We start from the raw sequence: 19187 nt of genomic DNA, 5'->3' as shown, positions 1-19187 counted from the left end.
TTTATGAAACTTAAGGACAAGGTATTTATCATCACAGGGGCGACTTCCGGTATGGGAAAAGCCATTGCGGAATTATTCTCAAAGGAAGGGGCAAGTCTAATTATTAGTGGTAGAGATGTGGAGAGGGGAGAAGCTTTGGAGAAAGAATTGGGGCTAGCTGGGAATTCGGTTCTGTTCGTTGCTGGTGATGTAGCAGAGTCAGCGTGTAACTCTCATCTGGTACAGGCTGCTTTAGAAAAATTCGGAAAGTTAGACGGACTTTCAATCAATGCTGGAATGCTGGGTTTGGGTAAAATTACCGATTTGGATCCGACCATCTGGCATCAAACTTTTAAGGTAAACGTAGATGCCGCATTTTATTTATTAAAAGCTGCCCTGCCGGAATTACAAAAAAGTAAAAATGCTTCAGTTGTAGTGAACGCTTCTATAGCTGCCTTCAAGAACTTCCCCAATCATCCAGCTTATTGTGCTTCAAAAGCCGCCGTGGTTTCCCTTGCCAAGCAGGCTGCAGTGGATTATGCGCCGGAGGTCAGAATCAATTGTATTTGTCCTGGACCTGTGGATACACCTTTTATCTATGATTCTGCTATTGCCTTTCCTGATCCTGCCAAAGCAGTGGAAAATGCAGGGAAAAACACCTTGATACAACGCTTGGGTACTCCGGAAGACATCTCCAAGTTGGCTTTGTTTCTTGCTTCAGAAGATGCCTCCTGGATTACTGGTACAGCCTACACGATAGATGGTGGCATCATGGCAAAAAGTTAATCCCAGTTTTTGAGTATTTCCAATGACTCTTCCAATAGACGGTCCTTGGAAGGATGAGCATTGTTGTTGAGCAGGATCAAAGTTTTTTGTTGGTCTATGAGTCGAATAATTTTGGTTCTGTAACCAGGATTGTCTCCGTCATGAGAAACGATTTTGCCTAAGTCATCATCCCACTCCAAATCCCATCCAAACCCATAAGGATAATCACTTCCATCGTTGAGGGTTGCGGGCTGAAAGGCTTCTTCAAGTGTTTCTTTGGCAATCAGTTGTTCGGTATAGAGTGCCTGATCCCATTTCAAGAGATCCAGTGCTGTGCTACTTACTCTCCCGGGCCCTTTTCTATTTCCCAGCCATACAGTATAATCAGAATCATGGAATTTATTGGCGTTGATATAGTCACCTTCCTCATTTTGTAGATGACCAGCTGCAAAATTTTTCACTTGGGCTTTTTCTTCGAGGGTACGGATATCTGTATTCTGCATCTCCAATTTTTCAAAAATCCATTTCCTGGAAAGGTGGATAAAATCTTCTTCCGTGACTTTTTCTACGATACTTGCCAAAAAGACATAGCCAGTATTGCTGTATTCGTACTTTTCTCCAGGTTGAAATAACATGGGAGGTTGGTATTCTCTCAAGTACTCAAGGATATCTTCATTGGAAGCTACCTTAGTTTTGTCCCAATGTTGGTCCATGATTTCTTGATAGTCCGGTAAGCCTGAGGTATGGTTGAGCAATTGTCGAACAGAAATGGATGCGTAGGGGACATCTAAAAAGTCCTGTACTTGATCCTCATACTTGAGAAGTCCTTTTTCTTTGCACATCATCACCAACATGGCTGTAAACTGCTTGGAGACAGAGGCCATTTCAAAGACATCTGTAGGCAGAAGTTCTACTCCTTCTTCAAAAGACCTGTATCCACTTGCTTCTTCAAAGAAAACGCCTCCTTGTTCTGCAAGTAAAATCACTCCTGAAAACTCTTCGTTTTTGGCCTTGTCAAATGCCTTTCGGAGGTTTTCAGTTTGCCCATAACCATTGTAGGGAAGCAATATCCCAGTTAAAAATAAAAGTGAGAAAACAAATGAGAGTTTGATTTTTAGGCTCATGTTCGCTTTTTGATTAAGTTTAAATCTGCCAATAATATAGGGAAATTCAAATAAAAATTTTGTTTCTCACAGAATAGCCTAATCGCATACATACGTCTAATCAGAGATATTCACGTGTATCCCAATCTATTTTTATTTACCTTCATTTAGTATTCCATATAGATCATAGACATGAAGCCAGTTTCAATTTCCGATTTTACAATTTTGGCTAAAAGGGCTGCATTTTTAGCGGGGGAGAAAATTCTCGAAGTTTATAATTCAACCGATTTAGGAATTACATTTAAAGAAGATCAATCACCACTTACACTTGCTGACCAAGCGGCTCATGTCGAGATTGCAAATTGTCTTTCTGATTCGGGGCTGCCCATTTTATCAGAAGAAGGTGCTGAGGTTCCTTTTGAAACCCGGAAAAACTGGGGGTACTATTGGTTGGTGGATCCATTGGATGGTACCAAGGAATTTGTTAAGAGAAATGGAGAATTTACCGTTAATATTGCTTTGATTCATCATGGTAGACCTTTGATGGGGGTGGTTTATGTACCCGTACTGCAAGAACTGTATTGGGGTTTAAAAGGTGGAGGAGCATGGAAGCAATTTAAAGATAAGGATCCAATTTATATAAGTGTCAAGAATATCGAACCAATCCAAACCATTGTATCCAGTCGTTCACATTCAAATCAGGAGACAGAAAAATTCTTGAAGCAATACCCGGATGCAGAAATAATCAATATGGGTTCATCCCTGAAGTTCCTGTTGATAGCAGATGGCCGTGCTCAACTTTGTCCAAGATTTGGCCCTACCATGGAATGGGATACCGCAGCTGCTCATGCTATTGTCAATGCCGCAGGAGGAAGCGTAAGAGATTATAATACTGGAAATGATCTTTACTACAATAAAGAAGACTTATTGAATCCTTGGTTTGTCGTAAAGTCAGAAAGATGAAACCTTCGAATAGTCTTGCATCCATATATTCTAAACGATATTTCAGAAAGGTTAAAATTTATTTTGGTAAATTTCATCAATAACGTAAATTGATTTTCATGAATGATAGTCTTACTCACATTAATTTAGTTATTTAACCTGATTAAATTTATCCAGCATTAATCTCAGCTTTCAGAATGGGCCTCGAAAATATTATTACCATTGTCCTCTTGTATTATCTTCATAGAAATGCAAAAGCGGCAAATGTCCCTCAGGAATGGAAAAAATACATCAAGCTAGGCATGTTTGCTGCCATTGGCTTGTTGATTTTAGGAAGCTCTGGCATATTTCCTTCCTATTTCATCAGCATTTTCAGCATCATCTTGATTTCAGGTGTTGCATATGCGGTTTTGAATTTTAAAGAATTTCAAAATACGAAGCCTTTATTTTTTGCGGTGATTCCATTAATTGCAATTTCAGTTATTGGGGATTTGCTGGAAACCGTCAATAAATCATGGTACAAATCTGTAGAAACGGTTTTTGATGTTGCCTCTTTCTTTGCATTCGTTTGGGCGATAGTGATGTATTTCACTTATAGGAAGCAGAAGAAGTTATTGGAGGTAGAAAGACGTCTCGCAATTGAAAGGGAGAGGGAGTTTGAGATTACACAAAAAATCAAAGCACAGCTTGAAAAGGATGTTGCAGAAAGAACTGAAGCATTGACCCATCAGAAGGAGGAATTGGAAAAAACGCTTTCAGAACTTAAGTCTACCCAAAGTCAGCTGATTCATGCTGAAAAAATGGCCAGTCTTGGAGAACTTACTGCGGGGATTGCCCATGAAATTCAAAATCCTTTGAATTTTGTCAATAACTTCTCTGAAGTCAGCACTGAATTGATAGAAGAGATGGAGGAAGAGCTTGCCAAGGGCGATCTTGAAGAAGTGAAAGCTATTTTCGAAGACTTAAAATTGAATCTGGAGAAAATCAATCACCATGGAAAACGAGCCGATGGTATAGTCAAAGGAATGCTGCAGCACAGCCGCAATAACCAAAGTCAAAAAGAGCTCACCGATATCAATGCTTTGGCGGACGAGTTTCTCAGGCTATCCTACCATGGCTTAAGGGCGAAAGACAAAACTTTCAATGCCAATTTTAAGTCAGATTTTGATAGTGAATTACCGAAACTGGAAATTGTCCCCCAGGATTTGGGCAGGGTATTCTTAAACTTGATCAACAATGCTTTCTATGCCTGTGCAGAGAGATCTAAAAAAGGTCAAGACACCGACTACAAGCCTGAAGTCAATATTAAAACTTTGAAAACAGGAAATGCAATTGAAGTTCAGATCCAGGACAATGGTTCAGGGATTCCGGAAGAGATTCAAGAAAAGATATTCCAGCCCTTTTTCACCACAAAGCCTACCGGTCAAGGGACGGGGCTAGGTCTTTCTCTTAGCTATGACATTGTCAAAGCACATGGAGGCAACCTCAAGGTGGAGAGTCGCTTAGGAGAAGGTACCATTTTTATAATTACACTACCGATTTAAAGAAAATCACCTTAAATTAAAAAAAAATGCCATATGGAAAATCCACCTAATTTTGACCCGCATGTACAGGAACTCTTAAGTAATCTTTTTGGTGAGGTAGAAGAGGCCATTCTCAGAGAAATTTTTGAAAGTGGTGTTGTTAGACAAATTGATACGGGAGATTACCTTTTCAAACAAGGAGAAGGCCAAAATGAACTATTTATTGTGCTTTCTGGAAGGCTCAGAGCGATTCAGGAGGCAGAGGGAAAGTCAGTCATCCTTGGAGACATTGCAGAAGGAGAACCTGTAGGAGAAATTGCGCTTTTTACCAATGAACCTAGGATGGCATCTGTGATGGCAGTAAGGAAGTCCTCAGTATTGGAGATCAATCAAAATCATTACCGGAATATTGTATCAAAAAGTCCTGATTTTGCGGCTGCGCTCACCAGATTTGTGATCAATAGGCTGCGTAGAAATGTATTGCAGCAGCATGTAGAGGCAGCACCCAAAAACATTGCCCTCATTCACCTGCAGCCACAAGACGATTTGACTGATTTTCTATTTGATCTCAAAGATCAATTACAAAAGGACTTTTTAGCTACCAAGCTTCACAAACAAGGAGATGTACCTACCGAAAGGTTATTTGAATCTCTTGAATCCCATAAAGGTACTAACTTGATGTATTGCAGTGGTCAGGATCAGGAATGGACCAAGCACTGCCTCCTTTATGCAGATTTGGTGTTGGTTGTCAGTGACTTCGACACTGACAGAGAGATACATGAAGTGGAAGCAGCACACGGGCTCTATCAGGGCCATATATTGAATAAGAAGACTTTCTTGCTTTTACTTCATCCAGAAGGCTCCACAAAACCATCAGGTACGCAAGCTTGGCTTAGAGAAAGACCTGTAAACCTTCACTTACACATCAGGAGAAATCACAAGAAAGATTTGAGAAGACTCAGCCGAATGCTTACCAACAAAGCTGTTGGATTGGTCCTAGGTGGTGGCGGTACAAAAGGATATGCGCATGTAGGAGCTGTAAAAGCACTGTTGAATGCCGGGCTGGAAGTTGATTTTGTGGGAGGCACTAGTGCAGGCGCCATTTATGGGCTTGCCATGACATATTCTGATTTTGATTTTGACAAAATTGATCAAATCTGCAAACAGTCAGCTGTGCAAGAAGATGGAGTAAATGATTTTTTCTTAAATATTTTCTCAAATAAAGCCAAAACAGGCACAGAAGATTTTATACAAAAACTATTTGGTGAGCAAGATTTAGAGGACCTCTGGATCAATTCCTATTGCGTGTCGACAAACATTTCCAATTCTGAAGTAAGGGTTCACAACAAAGGCAAAATTCGGGAACAAGTGCAAGCAAGTTTTGCGCTGCCCGGAGTATTTCCTCCTGTGGTCATCGATGATCAAGTGTACGTGGATGGAGGAGTTTCAGATAACCTTCCAGTAGACCCTATGTATAGGTATCCCATCAAGCATATCATTGCCATATCACTTAATGGCTCCGAACCTGAAGATGTAGACTCAGAAAATTTCGCCAAGAAATGGGAGAAATTAAAAGACTCCTTTGGCAAAAATAAAAAGTATGACAGTCCGGTTTTGACATCCGTTTTGGTCAATTCCATGACTTTAAATAGCCGTCAAAAAGAAGAAATTACCAAGTCTAAGGTTTCTCTTTATTTTGAAATGAACCTCCGCGCTGTATCGCTTTTGGATGATAGCAAATGGGAAAAGGTCGTCAAAAAAGGGTATGAACAGACCAGAGATTTTCTGGCAGAGCTTTCCGTGGAAGAAAAATTTTGGAAGTCTTGATCCTTACTAATCTGTTTAATAAGGAACAAAAACACATTCATTTACGCGTAACACTTCTTTAATAGCTGGAAAAATGAAAATTTTAATTGTAGATGATGAAAAGGATGTAGAAGTGCTTTTCAGGCAGAAATTTAGAAAAGAAATCAAGAAGGGTGAAATCAGCTTGGAGTTTGCATTCTCGGGAGCCGAAGCTTTAGATATTTTATCCTCGGATAACCCGCCCAAATTTGTATATGTTTTTTCTGATATCAATATGCCGGGTATGACCGGACTGGAGTTGTTGGATAAAATCAAATTCAAATTCCCTGAAATTAACGTGAGCATGATTTCAGCCTATGGGGATAAGGAAAATTATGACAAAGCCATCCAATCAGGAGCCAAGGAATTTTTCACCAAACCCATAGACTTTGACTCCTTAAAAACTGAAATCAATAAATTGATCAACAAATAAAATAATAGAGAAATGGCCAAGATATTGGTGGTAGATGATGAGGCTGATTTGGAAGTGTTGATCAAGCAAAAGTTCAGACAAAAGATCAGGCAGAACGAATATGAGTTTGTTTTTGCAATGAATGGTAGGCATGCGCTCGAGCAGCTTTTGGAGCACAAGGATATTGACATGGTTCTTAGTGATATCAATATGCCTGAGATGGATGGATTGACGCTTCTCACCAAAATCGGTGAGCAAAACTCTTTGCTCAAGTCGGTAATAGTTTCAGCCTATGGGGATATGGATAATATCCGAACAGCGATGAATAGAGGGGCTTTTGATTTCGTTACCAAGCCTGTCAATTTTGCCGATTTGGAAATTACCATTGATAAAACAATCCGCCATGTCCATCAGCTGAGAGAGACCCTCAAAGCTGTCAAGGAGAATAATATTCTCAAGATGTATGTAGACGAGACGGTATTGAACTTTATGGGGGGAAAAGAAATCGAAAAGGCACTGGTAGAAAATGAAATTCAGGAAGGTTCTGTGTGTTTTATTGATATATGTGGCTTCACCTCTATCAGTGAAAACCAACCTGCAGATGTGGTAGTGGAATTGCTCAATGCCTATTTTGACATAATGGTAATGGAAATCATCAAAGAAAATGGAATGGTGGATAAATTTATGGGGGATGCTGTCATGGCTACTTTCAGAGGAGACTTCCACCTCGACAGGGCGATAGATGCCTGCCTTGCTATTCGAAACCAGATCAAAAACAGTGGGATTACTGACACTTCCAAAGGATATAGTCCTGAAGTGTCGATAGGGATCAATACCGGAGATATGGTTTGGGGAAATATTGGTTCTAAAACGCTCAAAAGATTGGACTATACGGTAATCGGTGACACTGTAAATGTGGCAGCAAGGCTTCAGGCATCAGCTAACAAAAATCAGATTTTGATTTCCGACAAATGTTACGAAAAGGTAAAAGATTCTTTCAAATGCAATGAAGTGGGAATGCTAAAACTGAAGAATAAGCAATCCCCTCTGCTTGCCTATGAGGTAGTGGAATAGAATTAATTTTTTGATCTATAAAAATATATCCTAAATTCAATTGCAAAAACCGGCACATGGCGCTTTCAAAAAAGATCAACTGGAAATCTGTATTTTCTTTAAAATCCATCATTTATACCATTTTAGGGGTTTTGTTTGCCGTCATAGGTCTACAGGGTTTCATGGTTCCCAACAACTTTCTTGATGGTGGTGTGACAGGTATTTCTATCCTTGTAAAGGGCTTTTCAAATATCCATATCAGTTGGCTGCTTATCGCTTTCAATCTTCCGTTCTTGATTATTGGATACAGTAAAATCGGTCAGACCTTTAGTCTTAAGGCCCTTATTGCAGTGATTTTACTTGCCTTGGGAATGTATTTTATAGAAATACCCGCTATGACTGAGGATAAAGTACTGATAGCGGTTTTTGGCGGTTTCTTTATTGGATTGGGGATTGGGTTTGTGATACGTGGTGGAGGAGTGATAGATGGTCTAGAGGTCATCGGTTACTATACCCAAAAAAAATCAGGCTTTACTTCAGGTGAGATTATCCTTGCACTGAATACACTTATTATCCTTGGAGCTGCGTATAAGTTTGGGATTGAAACAGGGATGTATTCTATTCTGGTGTATTTCACTGCGATGAAAACCTCTGATTATGTAGTAGATGGTTTTGAAGAATATACTGCCATGACCATCATTTCCAAGGATTATGAACAAATCAAATTGTTGATAGTCGATGAATTTGGTAAAGCAATCTCAATTTATAAAGGTGAAAGAGGGTATCTCCCCAATAGTTCTGCTGTGAAAGCTGAAGTGGATATCATTATGACTATTGTCACACGTTTAGAAATCCATAGGATTAAGGAAGCAGTCTCGGAAATCGACCCTAAGGCATTCTTTTACGTGCAAAGTATTAAAGAAGTAAAAGGGGGATTGATCAAAAGGAAAAGTGGAGAACACTAAGTTATGGTAGACTTTGAAAACATAAAAGCTGAGTTCCTTCATCGGCTCGAAAATGATCTGCCTCCTCACCTTACTTATCATAATGCTCAGCATACCCAGTATGTATTGAACAGGGCTATTGAAATAGCGATAGAAGAGAATGTAGCTGAAAAAGATCTTGAATTGGTGAAACTCGCTGCCTTATATCATGATGCTGGGTTTTTGGTGCAAAAAGATGAACATGAGGCATTGGGATGCACTATTATACGAAAGGAATTTGCATCTTTTGGTCTTTCTCCTGCTACAATAGATCGGGTTTGTGGTATGGTAATGGCGACTAAAATCCCTCAAAATCCTCAAAACCTTCTGGAAAAAATTGTAGCCGATGCAGATTTGGAATATCTGGGGACAGATCTTTTTGATATAGGAAGTGATAGACTTTATAGGGAATTGAAATTTGACAATCCGGACTTGACGAAGAAAGAGTGGCTGGAAATTCAGATTAAATTTCTCAGCGCTCATCGGTACCACACTAGCTATTGCCTCAAGCACCGTGAACCCATAAAACGGGTACATATAGAAAAGCTAAAAAGCAATCTCACTGAAATGAATTGATTTTTTCTTTTGGGGCTACCTAGTTTACCCAAGCTCATTTAAACGATTGTCTAGATAAACTATCTCAAAATCCATTAGTATTGGTTTGCCCCAAAACCAATGTTTAATTGATGGAATGATTGCGGATATACATATAGCTGAATTACCTCATCAGGCTTTTATAATCTTTGATTCCTATTTTCTCTGCTTTTTTCAAAAGCTTCAATAGAAGTTGAGCTGTCAAAAAAGCGTCTCCCGCAGCGGTATGTCTATCATCAAGAGGAACCTGATACCTTTCACACAAACTGTCTAAGCTGTACTCCCCAGGTTTACCCATACTTACATCATAGTGGTAGCCTTTTTCTAGCCTTGTAGCAAGGTATTGAGTGTCCAATACTGGGTTTAAGATTTTTTTCAATCCGTAAGATTCAAGCGATTTTTCCAGTATTTTCAAATCAAAACCGATATGATGTCCTACTATGATGTGATTTGCTAAATATTTCAGCAATGCTTTAGCGAATACATCCACTTGGATAGGATCCTTTGGAGATAGGATTTCGTGAATTTGTAGAGCTTCTTTTTTATTATCTGAAGTTTCAAAATAAGCCTCTATGCTAGTCTTTACTTGAATTCTCCCATTTTGGATTTTTATGGCCCCAAAGGAAACCATACTGTCCTTTTCAGGATTAAGTCCAGTGGTTTCGGTGTCCAAGACTACAAAATTCAGTTGTTCTATTGGGCGCTGAGGGGGAATTTGCTCGCTGCAGCTTTCCTCGTAGGCGATGACAAAGTCCGCCTTACTTTTGTTACTGTCAAATAAAAAATCAAACCATCCCATATCAGCTTCCGAAATAGTCCAATTGATACCTTACGCGGATGATTTTTTGGAGTTCATCGATGGGATAAAAAGTATTTTTCAGCAATTGACGCTGTAATTTACCAAGGTCTTCAGGGCTGATATACCTACCCGAACTTTGGTTTTTGATGCCCTCAATTGCCCGCATCCTCATAAGTATTTCGTAAGCTTGGCCAGCTTCTCGCATAAGTTCACCGTGGTTAGGTTCTAAGCTTGCCAATTTTTCAAACCTTCTGAAGGTATTGTTTACCCCCACTATTTTATGACTCAGCACCAGTAGTCTTGCAATGTCTGCCAAGGGCATCATGGCCCTTAGTTTGATGTCAAACTTGTCTCTTTGCTCACCAGATTTTTCTAGGATAAAATTCCTGAAAAACCCCAAAGGCGGTGGATTGAGTAAAGCATTTTTTGCCAAAAAGTTGAGAAATATATTTTTGGTGGATATTTCTTGGTAAATATGTTCAGTAAGGGCTTCCGTTAATTGTTTTTGACCATAGATAGCTCTGTAATCAAAAAATATGGTCGCCTTCAATAAAGCTTCCTGATTAGGTGTCAATATCCAGTCTGAAAAGTGCTTTTTCCAAACAGATAAAGGTTGGCACCATTGAGGATTATTGGCCATCATTTTGGCTGGGCAAGGCTGAAATCCACAACTTAGCAAGGTTTCCACGACTTCTCCTCCCAATTCCAAAAAGTATTTCTGTGTCTTTTCAAGCTTATGTTCGGGTACATCTTCGAAAATAATGGCATTGTCCAAGTCTGTCCTCAATAGCTGTTCTTCCCTCCCCTCGCTGCCTAATGAGACAAAACAAAATTTGGTATCAATGCCTTCGGGATAATCTGCTTGGAGTTTGATTTCAGCTATTTTGATAGCTTTTTGAATGATAATGTCGTTGATCTCCGAAATGATGTTGGCCACGAAATCCATGGAAACTTCATTTTCAAGGTAATAGCGGAGTAATTGTTCTGCCCTGTTTCGGATTTTGGCCATTTCCTTTACCTCATGGGTATTCATCAAGGCCTTGATCAGGACTGCCGGACTATTGCCTTGTGAAAGCAAAAGGTCATGATCTGATAAAATTCCAGTGACGGGACTGTTTACAGTGCCATCCTCTGTGAAAATCAAATGATGTAGGCGGCTTTTAACCATTGTCAGGTAAAGGTCCGAAAAATCTGAATGCTGACTCTTGGTAAGCACAGGAGCACTCATCAGTTCGGATACAGGAGTCTCATAAGACAAACCTTCTGCCACCAGTCTATTCCTGATATCCTTATCTGTAATGATTCCTAAAGGATGGTTTTGATGGTCTACGATAATAATCGAGCCTACGCCTTTTTCACCCATACGGCTAGCCGCCTCTTGCATTGTGCTATTTGGCTGGCAGGTTAAGACAACTTTTGAATAGTTGAAGTCTGATTTTCCAGTAAAAATTAACAGACCTTTATCTTCGGAAGCAGGGTTGAATTCTGATCTGGCTTTCTGCGAATCTGAAAGGTCATTTCTGACTACGACCTGGCCTGAAGCAAATCCTGCAGCAAAATATAAACTGACACGGCTGTTTTCTATTAGTAATTTTTCGAAGACCGAAACAGGAATGGCATAGACCAAACTTCCTTCTTGGGCTTTGGCATTGAGAATATAGGGTCTGTTACCCAATAGAGCCAATACTCCAAAAACATCTCCTTCATCACAGATTTCTACGATGTTTTCTTGTCCATTTTTGAGGTCAAATAATTTTACAGATCCTTCTTTCAATACAAAAAAACACGCTTGTGCTTCTTCTCCTTTTGAAAATAGGATTTCATCTTGTTCATAGTACTTTACTTCAACTTCACGGGAAACCTCTTCCAATGCTTTTTCATCTATAAATGAAAAAGGAGGATACTGTTTGAGGAATTCCTTGACTCGGTTGACTATGATATTTGACATAATTTTTCAGGAGTAAAAGATTCATTTTTACGGGACTAAACTTTAAAGATCTTAGCTTGAAATATTGTAGAAATAAGGTTGAAAAATGCCTACAGCGATACAATAACATGGTCACAATCTCACATGAAAGTGTAAGGACACATGAAATTTTTGAATCGACGAGTGTTAAATTTTTCGCCGAAGGCATATTTCAACTACATATCGCAAAGTTTATATCAACTTCTTTACTTCTTTCCTTCAATAATCTCTTTCACCACTTCAGGATCCAATAAGGTCGAAGTATCTCCAAGGTTCTCCGTTACACCTTCCGCTACTTTTCTTAAGATTCTTCTCATGATTTTGCCTGAACGTGTTTTTGGTAAACCCGATACAACTTGGATTTTGTCTGGCTTGGCAATCGGGCCGATGATTTTACTTACGGTATCCTTTATTTCATTCACCAGGTTTTCTTCGGTACGGTTTGTCATATCGCAAATTACATAAGCATATATGCCTTGTCCTTTGACTTCATGAGGATAGCCCACCACAGCTGATTCAATGACTAGAGGGTGCTCATTGATAGCGTTTTCGACCTCTGCAGTGCCTAGTCTATGACCAGAAACATTGATTACATCATCTACCCTTCCCAAAATTCTGTAGTATCCGTCATGATCTCTTTTGACACCATCACCTGTGAAGTACATTCCTTTGTAAGTGGAAAAATAGGTTTGTTTGCAACGGTCATGGTCGCCCCAAGTGGTCCTTATCATGGATGGCCAAGGGAATTTGACACAAAGATTGCCTTCTACGGAATTGCCTGTCAGTTCCTTTCCCTCAGGGTTTACAATACATAATTGTATCCCGGGCAGTGGTAAAGTAGCATAGGCTGGTTTTGTAGGTGTGATTCCTGCTATCGGGGACACCATGATTCCTCCTGTTTCTGTTTGCCACCAAGTATCTACTATTGGACAGCGGGAATTGCCGATATGTGTATAATACCATCTCCAAGCCTCTTCGTTGATAGGTTCTCCTACCGAACCTAGGACTTTGAGTGAATCAAGGTTATATGGTTCGATTGGTTCAGTTCCATGTGCCTGAAGTGCTCGGATAGCAGTAGGCGCGGTATAAAATTGGTTGACTTTGTATTTCTCTACTACTGCCCAGAATCTTCCTGCATCCGGATAGGTTGGTACTCCTTCATACATCAAAGTGGTGGCGCCTGCCAAGAGAGGACCATACACAATATAAGAGTGACCCGTGATCCAGCCAATGTCAGCTGTGCACCAGTAAACATCTCCGGGAGAATATTGGAAAACATTTTCAAACGAGTATTTGGTGTACACCATATATCCTCCTGTAGTATGCACCACACCTTTTGGCTTGCCGGTAGACCCAGAAGTATATAGAATAAACAATGGATCCTCACTATCTAAAACTTCAGCTTTATTTTCAGTAGAGACACCTTCTATGCAGTCATGCCACCAATGGTCTCTTCCTTTTTTCATCGTTACTTCCTGGCCAGTTCTTTTACACACAATAACTGTCTCTACGGATGATTTTTCCAAAGCTTCATCCACCAAAGCTTTGACTTTTATTTTCTTATTTCCTCTGAAGTTACCGTCAGAAGTCAAAATGGCTTTTGCCCCGCAGTCGATGACTCTGTCTGCCAAAGCTGAAGCTGAGAATCCTGCAAAAACCACAGAATGTATTGCTCCGACTCTTGCACAGGCCAGCATGGCTACAGCAGCTTCTGGAATCATCGGCATATAGATAATGACACGGTCACCTTTTTGAATGCCTTTTGACTTGAGTACGTTGGCAAACTGGCACACCTCTGCAAACAACTCTTTGTAGGTGATTATTCTATTACTTTCAGAAGGATCATTTGGTTCCCAGATGATTGCTGTCCTATCACCATGGGTAAAAAGGTTTTTTTCAAAAATGCTTTCGGTGAGGTTTAATTTGCCATTGACAAACCACTTGACATTTGGGCCTTCAAAATCCCAATCAAGCACCTTGTCCCACCTTTTTTGCCAGTGAAAAGAGTCTGCAATTCTGGCCCAGAAATTTTCCGGTTCAGTCACTGATTTTTGGTATTCGTGAAAATACCCGCTTAGGGTGTGAATTCTATCACTCATATTCTTGTATTTATAGGTTTATTATAATTTTAGTTCAGTATTGATTTGACTTTTCCTACCAGGTCTTTGGTAGAAAATGGTTTGGTCACATAAAGATCTGCTCCCAATGAGAGTCCCTTTTCGATCTCTTGTTGCTTGCTTTTGGCAGAAATGAATATCACTTTGACATTTGCATGGTGCAGTTTGATGTGCTTGCAGACTTCATAGCCATCAACTTTCGGCATCATGATATCCAAAATCACCAATTCGGGAATGTTTGTTTCGATGATGCCCATAGCCTCTTCTCCATCTCTTGCTATGTAGACCTTGTACCCTTCTTTTTTGAAGAGGAATTCCAAGGAGAGTAGGATATTGGGTTCATCATCTACGATCAATATTTTGTTCATCGGCAGTAGTGTAAGTTTGGTTTAATTTTTCATTTGCTTGTATTGGGATGGAAAACTCAAAGCATGTAAGGTCACCCTGTCTGCTCACACCTATTTCTCCATCGTGGTACTCTATTATTTTTTTGGAAATGGCTAACCCAAGACCGCTTCCTACTGGCTTTTTACTGGTTTGGTTCTTGGCTTGGAAAAATTTATCGAATATATAAGCGATCTCCTCCTCAGGCACTCCCTTTCCATCATCCCAAACCTGTAGTTTCCATTTTGATTCATCTATAAATGAATTAAGCATCACCTTACTCTTGGCAAATTTCGAAGCATTTGAGAGCAGGTTGAGTATGACTTGCTTGATTCGATCTTCATCCACATGCATATAAAGTTCTTCAAATTGAAGGTTAAGTTCAAATTGTATGGACTTTTCCTTGAAAACCTGAAGCATACTTTCGGTTGCTTGAAGGACAAGTATTTTGGTGTCCGATTTTTCCAAGTTGAGCTTTTGTCTTCCCGAATCAAATCTTTCAAGATCCAAGACTTGATCTATTAATCTAGTCATGCGTTCGGTCTCCTGAATGATAATATCCAAAAAACGCTGACGGTCTTCATCTGGCAAGTCTTCATCCATGAGGATTTCAGAAAAAGCTCGAATTGAGGTGATTGGAGTTTTCATTTCATGGGTTACGGTAGAAATAAATTCATCCTTAAGCATATCATTCAGACGCAGTGTCTCATTCATGTTTCTAAGTTCTTGGGTAGCTTTTTTAAGTGCTTTACTTTTTTTCTTTAGTTCCAAATTCAGGCTTTTTAACTCCTGTGTTTCTCTGAGGATATTCAAAACTTCCTCCATGCTGATCTCTTCCTCTTTTACCACAGATCCTACTAGGATACGTGCGGATGCTGAACCAATGATTCCTGAGAGCAATCTTTCAGAATAATTCACAAGCTCTGGATCGGCATAGTTTTTTACTCCAAGCTCTCTCCCTGTCCCTTGTGTAAATTCCTGTAGTGCCAACTCTGCCTTTTCTACTCCCAAAAAATTATCCAAAAGAGACTTCAAGTCCGGAAGGTATGCCTGCCCCTTCCAGATAATCGAGCTGTCCATGATGGTGCTATACTTGAAAATATCTACAAAAACTACAGCTTGGTTGTGTTCTTTGGAGGTCTGCGTGGTATAAAGGGAAAGAAATACGTATACAATCACATTGGTGGAAAGGCTAAAAAAAAGCGAATGACTGACATAGCCCATTTCCTGCATTCCAAAAAGTTGGTATGGCCTCAAAATACTCCAGCCAAATAAACCGTCATCCATCAATGACTGTGGTAAAAACCCTGCCGTAACTATAGTAGGTACCACTAAGGTGAAAAACCAAATAACAAACCCTGCAATTATCCCGGACAATGCACCGTGTCTTGACCCTTTTTTCCAATAGATACCACCTATGATAGCCGGGGTAAATTGGGCGATGGCCACAAATGAAATCAAGCCAATAGATACTAAAGAGAAAAAGCCAGATACTTCTCTTTAGTAAAAATATGCAGCTAAGATGATGCTAAAAATACTTATCCTTCTGATCCAAACGACCAAATTTCCAAGTTGATGCTGGTACTTGATTCTCAGCTTATCATTGGAAAGAATGATGGGCATGACGAGATTATTACTAACCATATTGCTCAATGCAATAGTGGAGACTATAATCATGCTACTAGCAGCCGAAAAACCACCCAGATACACCAACAAGGCAAGCCAGCCTTGGTTGTAGGCTATTGGGAAGGCAAGCACAAAAGTGTCAGCATCTATCGAGGAAGCTTCGAAATGTACCAATCCTCCAAGAGCTATCGGAATGACAAAAACATTGAACAACAAAAGGTATAAAGGGAAAAGCCACATTGCCTTGTCAAGATGCTTTTCATTGGTGTTTTCGATGACTCCCATTTGAAATTGCCTTGGTAGGAATAATATAGCCATCATAGAAAGCATGCTCAGCCAAAACCATTCTGCACCACTGTTATCCTCGGACATCACAAACAAATGACCCAGGTCTTTTAACTCGGCCTGAAGGAAAACATCTTTAAAACCATCATATACAAAATAGGTGACGAACACACCCAAAACTAAGAATGCGAATAATTTGACTAAGGAATCAAATGCTACTGCCATTACCATGCCTTCATGCTGGGCAGTGGCCTCTACTTTGCGTGTGCCAAATAACACGGTAAACAATGCCATTCCCAATGAAAGGTAAAATGCAGTGTCCATGTAGATTGGATTGGAAAGGGCACTTTCTGTAGCTCCGGAATTTTGAAGTGTAGCAAATGAGTTTGCTATGGCTTTTATTTGGATACTGGTATAGGGAAGAATTCCCAATAGACAAAATACAGTGACCACACCTCCTAAGGTGATATTTTTACCGTACCTGCTTGATATAAAATCCGCAATAGAGGAAATCCTTTGGACTTTACTGATTCGGATAATCTTACGCATCACGATCCACCATAGTGGAGCAATAAGGCTAGGTCCAATATAGATGGTCAAAAATTCCAATCCATTGGTAGCCGCTCGACCTACCGAACCATAGTAGGTCCAAGCAGTACAATAAACAGCAAGTGAAAGGGAATAGACATAAGGGTTTGAGGCTAGACTGCGTCCTTTTTCAGCGGATTTCTCGGAAAACCAAGCCAAGGCAAACAGTAGCGCTAGATACCCAAAAGTGAACGATATGATCAGCCCACTTTCAAGCATCTTTTTTATTTTTTGTTTTTCTAATAATCCAATAAGTCAAAAGGATGACCATAAGCCATAGTGCAAAGACGAACAAGTAAAGCACCGGAATACCCAACAGTTTTTTATTGATATTGTAAATACCCATCAAAGGATAGTTGAGCAGAAACATGCCCGCAAAAAACAATGTGACTAAGTACTGGCTTTTCAAGGTTTCCTTCATGACTGGGATATTACTCGATATAATTTACTGGATTTGGTATTGGTAAAAAAGGGAAACCCCAACTAATACATAGTCGGAGTGTCCCTTCCATTCAACTTGCAGTCAATTAATGCGCGTGCGCTTTTCCTGCCCCTCTAGGGACTCTGATTTCTTCGATCATTTCCTGAATTTCTGCCGGTGGTGCTGGGGTCGCTTTAGATACTACATAGCATACCACAAAGTTGACCACCATGCCTAAAGATCCTATGCCTTCAGGGGAAATACCAAACCACCAGTGATCAATCGTATTCAATTCCGGGGATACGAATTTGAAATAAACAATATAGGCCATTGTGAAGAGAAGACCTGAAATCATTCCCGCTATTGAACCTTCTTTATTCATTCTTTTTGAGAAAATACCCATGATGATTACAGGGAAGAATGATGCTGCAGCCAGTCCAAAGGCAAATGCCACTACTTCGGCGACAAAACCTGGAGGGTTCACACCAAAATATCCAGCCAAGACCACTGCACCTGCTGCCGAAATTCTGGCGATAAGCAATTCTCTCTTTTCTGTCATGTCCGGCTTGAAAGTCCTGAATAGATCACGTGATACGGATGTAGATATTACCAAGAGAAGTCCTGCAGCGGTAGAAAGAGCAGCGGCCATACCTCCCGCTGCCACCAAACCAATCACCCAATTTGGGAGATTTGCAATCTCAGGACTTGCCAATACCATGATATCCTTATCAATCTTCAGCTCATTGGTTGCTGGGTTTGGTGTGTATTGTACTATACCATCACCATTCTTATCATCCACAGTTATCAAATTGGTTTTTTCCCAGTTTTCTACCCAAACAGGCAAATCATCCACAGGCTTGTTTGCTACAGTTTCGATGGCATTGTAAATACCAAACACAGCTACTGCTGGTGCAGTGGTGTACAAGATGGCAATGAATACCAAAGCATATCCTGCTGAAAGACGGGCATCCTTCACTCTTGGAACAGTGAAAAAACGCACGATAACGTGTGGTAAACCCGCTGTACCTACCATCAATGCCAAGGTTATAGCAAAAATATCTATCATTCCTTTGCGCCCTGAAGTATATTCAGCAAAGCCCATGTCTAAAAGGACGCCATCAAGTTTGTCCAATAAATAACTTCCATCAGCAACTGTACCGCCCATTCCCATTTGAGGTACTGGATTTCCTGTAAGCTGCATGGATACGAAAATGGCGGGCACCATGAAAGCGAATATCAATACGCAATATTGCGCCACCTGGGTGTAGGTTATTCCTTTCATCCCACCCAAAACAGCGTAGAAGAATACAATACACATCCCGATGATTACACCTGTATTGATGTCGACCTCTAAATATCTCGAAAACACAATTCCGACTCCCCTCATTTGCCCAGCAACATACGTAAAGGAAATGAAGAGGGCACAGATAACGGCCACCACTCGTGCCTTGTTGGAGTAGTATCGGTCACCTACAAAATCAGGAACGGTAAATTTCCCAAATTTACGCAGATAAGGTGCCAACAGAAGGGCCAACAATACATAGCCACCAGTCCAACCCATAAGGTAAACAGAACCATCATATCCGGAAAAGGCGATAATCCCCGCCATTGAAATAAATGAAGCTGCGGACATCCAGTCAGCAGCCGTAGCCATGCCATTGGCTAAGGGAGAAACCCCACCTCCAGCTGTGTAGAATTCTTTGGTCGAACCAGCTCTTGTGTAGATGGCGATGCCAATATATAGGGCAAAGGATGCACCTACGAGTATATATGTCCAGGTTAAAATTTCCATAGTTTCTTTA

Annotated in this window: 17 protein-coding genes; 8 read left to right on the top strand and 9 right to left on the bottom strand. The window is 40.3% G+C overall.

Translation table 11 applies throughout. The features are described from left to right. Positions 1 to 3: 3 nt before the first annotated feature. Positions 4 to 765, top strand: a complete 762-nt coding sequence (locus tag CLW00_RS16500; protein WP_106134796.1) for an SDR family NAD(P)-dependent oxidoreductase — start codon at positions 4 to 6, stop codon at positions 763 to 765. On the opposite strand, the gene CLW00_RS16495 is transcribed toward CLW00_RS16500, so the two are convergent. Then, positions 762 to 1868: a serine hydrolase domain-containing protein gene (locus CLW00_RS16495; RefSeq protein ID WP_106134795.1), complete on the bottom strand. Its 1107-nt coding sequence runs from the start codon at positions 1866 to 1868 to the stop codon at positions 762 to 764. The two genes, CLW00_RS16500 and CLW00_RS16495, sit on opposite strands and share 4 nt — an antisense overlap. A gap of 171 nt (positions 1869 to 2039) precedes the next feature. On the opposite strand from CLW00_RS16495, the gene cysQ reads away from it, so the two are divergent. The 7 genes from cysQ to CLW00_RS16460 all read left to right on the top strand — a co-directional run bounded on the left by cysQ (position 2040) and on the right by CLW00_RS16460 (position 9181). Beyond that, complete coding sequence (cysQ, locus tag CLW00_RS16490; protein ID WP_106134794.1) at positions 2040 to 2810, top strand: 3'(2'),5'-bisphosphate nucleotidase CysQ; 771 nt, start codon at positions 2040 to 2042, stop codon at positions 2808 to 2810. Between the two features lie 176 nt (positions 2811 to 2986). Continuing rightward, positions 2987 to 4333, top strand: coding sequence for a sensor histidine kinase (locus CLW00_RS16485; RefSeq protein WP_106134793.1), 1347 nt, complete (start codon positions 2987 to 2989; stop codon positions 4331 to 4333). Positions 4334 to 4366: 33 nt separating this feature from the next. Then, entirely contained in the window at positions 4367 to 6139 is a 1773-nt protein-coding gene (locus CLW00_RS16480) for a cyclic nucleotide-binding and patatin-like phospholipase domain-containing protein (RefSeq protein WP_106134792.1), read from the top strand. Between the two features lie 73 nt (positions 6140 to 6212). After that, complete coding sequence (locus tag CLW00_RS16475) at positions 6213 to 6590, top strand: response regulator (protein WP_106134791.1); 378 nt, start codon at positions 6213 to 6215, stop codon at positions 6588 to 6590. Positions 6591 to 6602: 12 nt separating this feature from the next. Continuing rightward, positions 6603 to 7643, top strand: a complete 1041-nt coding sequence (locus CLW00_RS16470) for an adenylate/guanylate cyclase domain-containing protein (protein ID WP_106134790.1) — start codon at positions 6603 to 6605, stop codon at positions 7641 to 7643. A 56-nt stretch (positions 7644 to 7699) separates the two neighbouring features. After that, complete coding sequence (locus tag CLW00_RS16465) at positions 7700 to 8587, top strand: YitT family protein (RefSeq protein ID WP_106134789.1); 888 nt, start codon at positions 7700 to 7702, stop codon at positions 8585 to 8587. A 3-nt stretch (positions 8588 to 8590) separates the two neighbouring features. Then, positions 8591 to 9181, top strand: coding sequence for an HD domain-containing protein (locus tag CLW00_RS16460; RefSeq protein ID WP_106134788.1), 591 nt, complete (start codon positions 8591 to 8593; stop codon positions 9179 to 9181). Positions 9182 to 9323: 142 nt separating this feature from the next. On the opposite strand, the gene CLW00_RS16455 is transcribed toward CLW00_RS16460, so the two are convergent. The 8 genes from CLW00_RS16455 to CLW00_RS16425 all read right to left on the bottom strand — a co-directional run bounded on the left by CLW00_RS16455 (position 9324) and on the right by CLW00_RS16425 (position 19177). Continuing rightward, the gene (locus tag CLW00_RS16455) at positions 9324 to 9998 is read right to left on the bottom strand and encodes a 3'-5' exonuclease (RefSeq protein ID WP_106134787.1); all 675 of its coding nucleotides are present in this window, start codon (positions 9996 to 9998) and stop codon (positions 9324 to 9326) included. Position 9999: 1 nt separating this feature from the next. Continuing rightward, complete coding sequence (locus CLW00_RS16450; RefSeq protein ID WP_106134786.1) at positions 10000 to 11946, bottom strand: DUF294 nucleotidyltransferase-like domain-containing protein; 1947 nt, start codon at positions 11944 to 11946, stop codon at positions 10000 to 10002. A 224-nt stretch (positions 11947 to 12170) separates the two neighbouring features. Next, on the bottom strand, positions 12171 to 14063 hold the full coding sequence (acs, locus tag CLW00_RS16445) for an acetate--CoA ligase (protein ID WP_106134785.1): 1893 nt from the start codon (positions 14061 to 14063) through the stop codon (positions 12171 to 12173). A 29-nt stretch (positions 14064 to 14092) separates the two neighbouring features. Further along, the gene (locus CLW00_RS16440; RefSeq protein ID WP_106134784.1) at positions 14093 to 14449 is read right to left on the bottom strand and encodes a response regulator transcription factor; all 357 of its coding nucleotides are present in this window, start codon (positions 14447 to 14449) and stop codon (positions 14093 to 14095) included. After that, on the bottom strand, positions 14424 to 15926 hold the full coding sequence (locus CLW00_RS21815) for a sensor histidine kinase (RefSeq protein WP_342747915.1): 1503 nt from the start codon (positions 15924 to 15926) through the stop codon (positions 14424 to 14426). The genes CLW00_RS16440 and CLW00_RS21815 overlap by 26 nt, the downstream gene beginning before the upstream one ends. A 39-nt stretch (positions 15927 to 15965) precedes the next feature. Continuing rightward, the gene (locus tag CLW00_RS21810) at positions 15966 to 17183 is read right to left on the bottom strand and encodes an SLC5/6 family protein (protein WP_342747914.1); all 1218 of its coding nucleotides are present in this window, start codon (positions 17181 to 17183) and stop codon (positions 15966 to 15968) included. Then, positions 17176 to 17385 carry a hypothetical protein gene (locus CLW00_RS16430; RefSeq protein ID WP_106134783.1) on the bottom strand — a complete coding sequence of 70 codons (210 nt, stop codon included), beginning with the start codon at positions 17383 to 17385 and terminating at the stop codon, positions 17176 to 17178. Before CLW00_RS16430 ends, CLW00_RS21810 begins: the two co-directional genes overlap by 8 nt. 106 nt (positions 17386 to 17491) lie before the next feature. Further along, positions 17492 to 19177 (bottom strand): sodium:solute symporter family protein, encoded by a 1686-nt coding sequence (locus tag CLW00_RS16425; RefSeq protein ID WP_106134782.1) that lies wholly within the window; start codon positions 19175 to 19177, stop codon positions 17492 to 17494. Between the last annotated feature and the right edge of the window lie 10 nt (positions 19178 to 19187).

This window comes from Mongoliibacter ruber (genome assembly GCF_003003005.1).
In the GTDB taxonomy this organism is placed as follows: domain Bacteria; phylum Bacteroidota; class Bacteroidia; order Cytophagales; family Cyclobacteriaceae; genus Mongoliibacter; species Mongoliibacter ruber.
This window is presented reverse-complemented; position numbering and strand designations above follow the sequence as displayed.

Coding starts and splice junctions, on each gene's coding strand:
- CLW00_RS16455 (WP_106134787.1), bottom strand. CDS start 9,998: ATGGGATGGTTTGATTTTTTATTTGACAGTAACAAAAGTAAGGCGGAC.
- CLW00_RS16460 (WP_106134788.1), top strand. CDS start 8,591: ATGGTAGACTTTGAAAACATAAAAGCTGAGTTCCTTCATCGGCTCGAA.
- acs (WP_106134785.1), bottom strand. CDS start 14,063: ATGAGTGATAGAATTCACACCCTAAGCGGGTATTTTCACGAATACCAA.
- CLW00_RS16495 (WP_106134795.1), bottom strand. CDS start 1,868: ATGAGCCTAAAAATCAAACTCTCATTTGTTTTCTCACTTTTATTTTTA.
- CLW00_RS16475 (WP_106134791.1), top strand. CDS start 6,213: ATGAAAATTTTAATTGTAGATGATGAAAAGGATGTAGAAGTGCTTTTC.
- CLW00_RS16500 (WP_106134796.1), top strand. CDS start 4: ATGAAACTTAAGGACAAGGTATTTATCATCACAGGGGCGACTTCCGGT.
- cysQ (WP_106134794.1), top strand. CDS start 2,040: ATGAAGCCAGTTTCAATTTCCGATTTTACAATTTTGGCTAAAAGGGCT.
- CLW00_RS16480 (WP_106134792.1), top strand. CDS start 4,367: ATGGAAAATCCACCTAATTTTGACCCGCATGTACAGGAACTCTTAAGT.
- CLW00_RS16430 (WP_106134783.1), bottom strand. CDS start 17,385: ATGAAGGAAACCTTGAAAAGCCAGTACTTAGTCACATTGTTTTTTGCG.
- CLW00_RS16465 (WP_106134789.1), top strand. CDS start 7,700: ATGGCGCTTTCAAAAAAGATCAACTGGAAATCTGTATTTTCTTTAAAA.
- CLW00_RS16425 (WP_106134782.1), bottom strand. CDS start 19,177: ATGGAAATTTTAACCTGGACATATATACTCGTAGGTGCATCCTTTGCC.
- CLW00_RS21810 (WP_342747914.1), bottom strand. CDS start 17,183: ATGCTTGAAAGTGGGCTGATCATATCGTTCACTTTTGGGTATCTAGCG.
- CLW00_RS16440 (WP_106134784.1), bottom strand. CDS start 14,449: ATGAACAAAATATTGATCGTAGATGATGAACCCAATATCCTACTCTCC.
- CLW00_RS16470 (WP_106134790.1), top strand. CDS start 6,603: ATGGCCAAGATATTGGTGGTAGATGATGAGGCTGATTTGGAAGTGTTG.
- CLW00_RS16450 (WP_106134786.1), bottom strand. CDS start 11,946: ATGTCAAATATCATAGTCAACCGAGTCAAGGAATTCCTCAAACAGTAT.
- CLW00_RS16485 (WP_106134793.1), top strand. CDS start 2,987: ATGGGCCTCGAAAATATTATTACCATTGTCCTCTTGTATTATCTTCAT.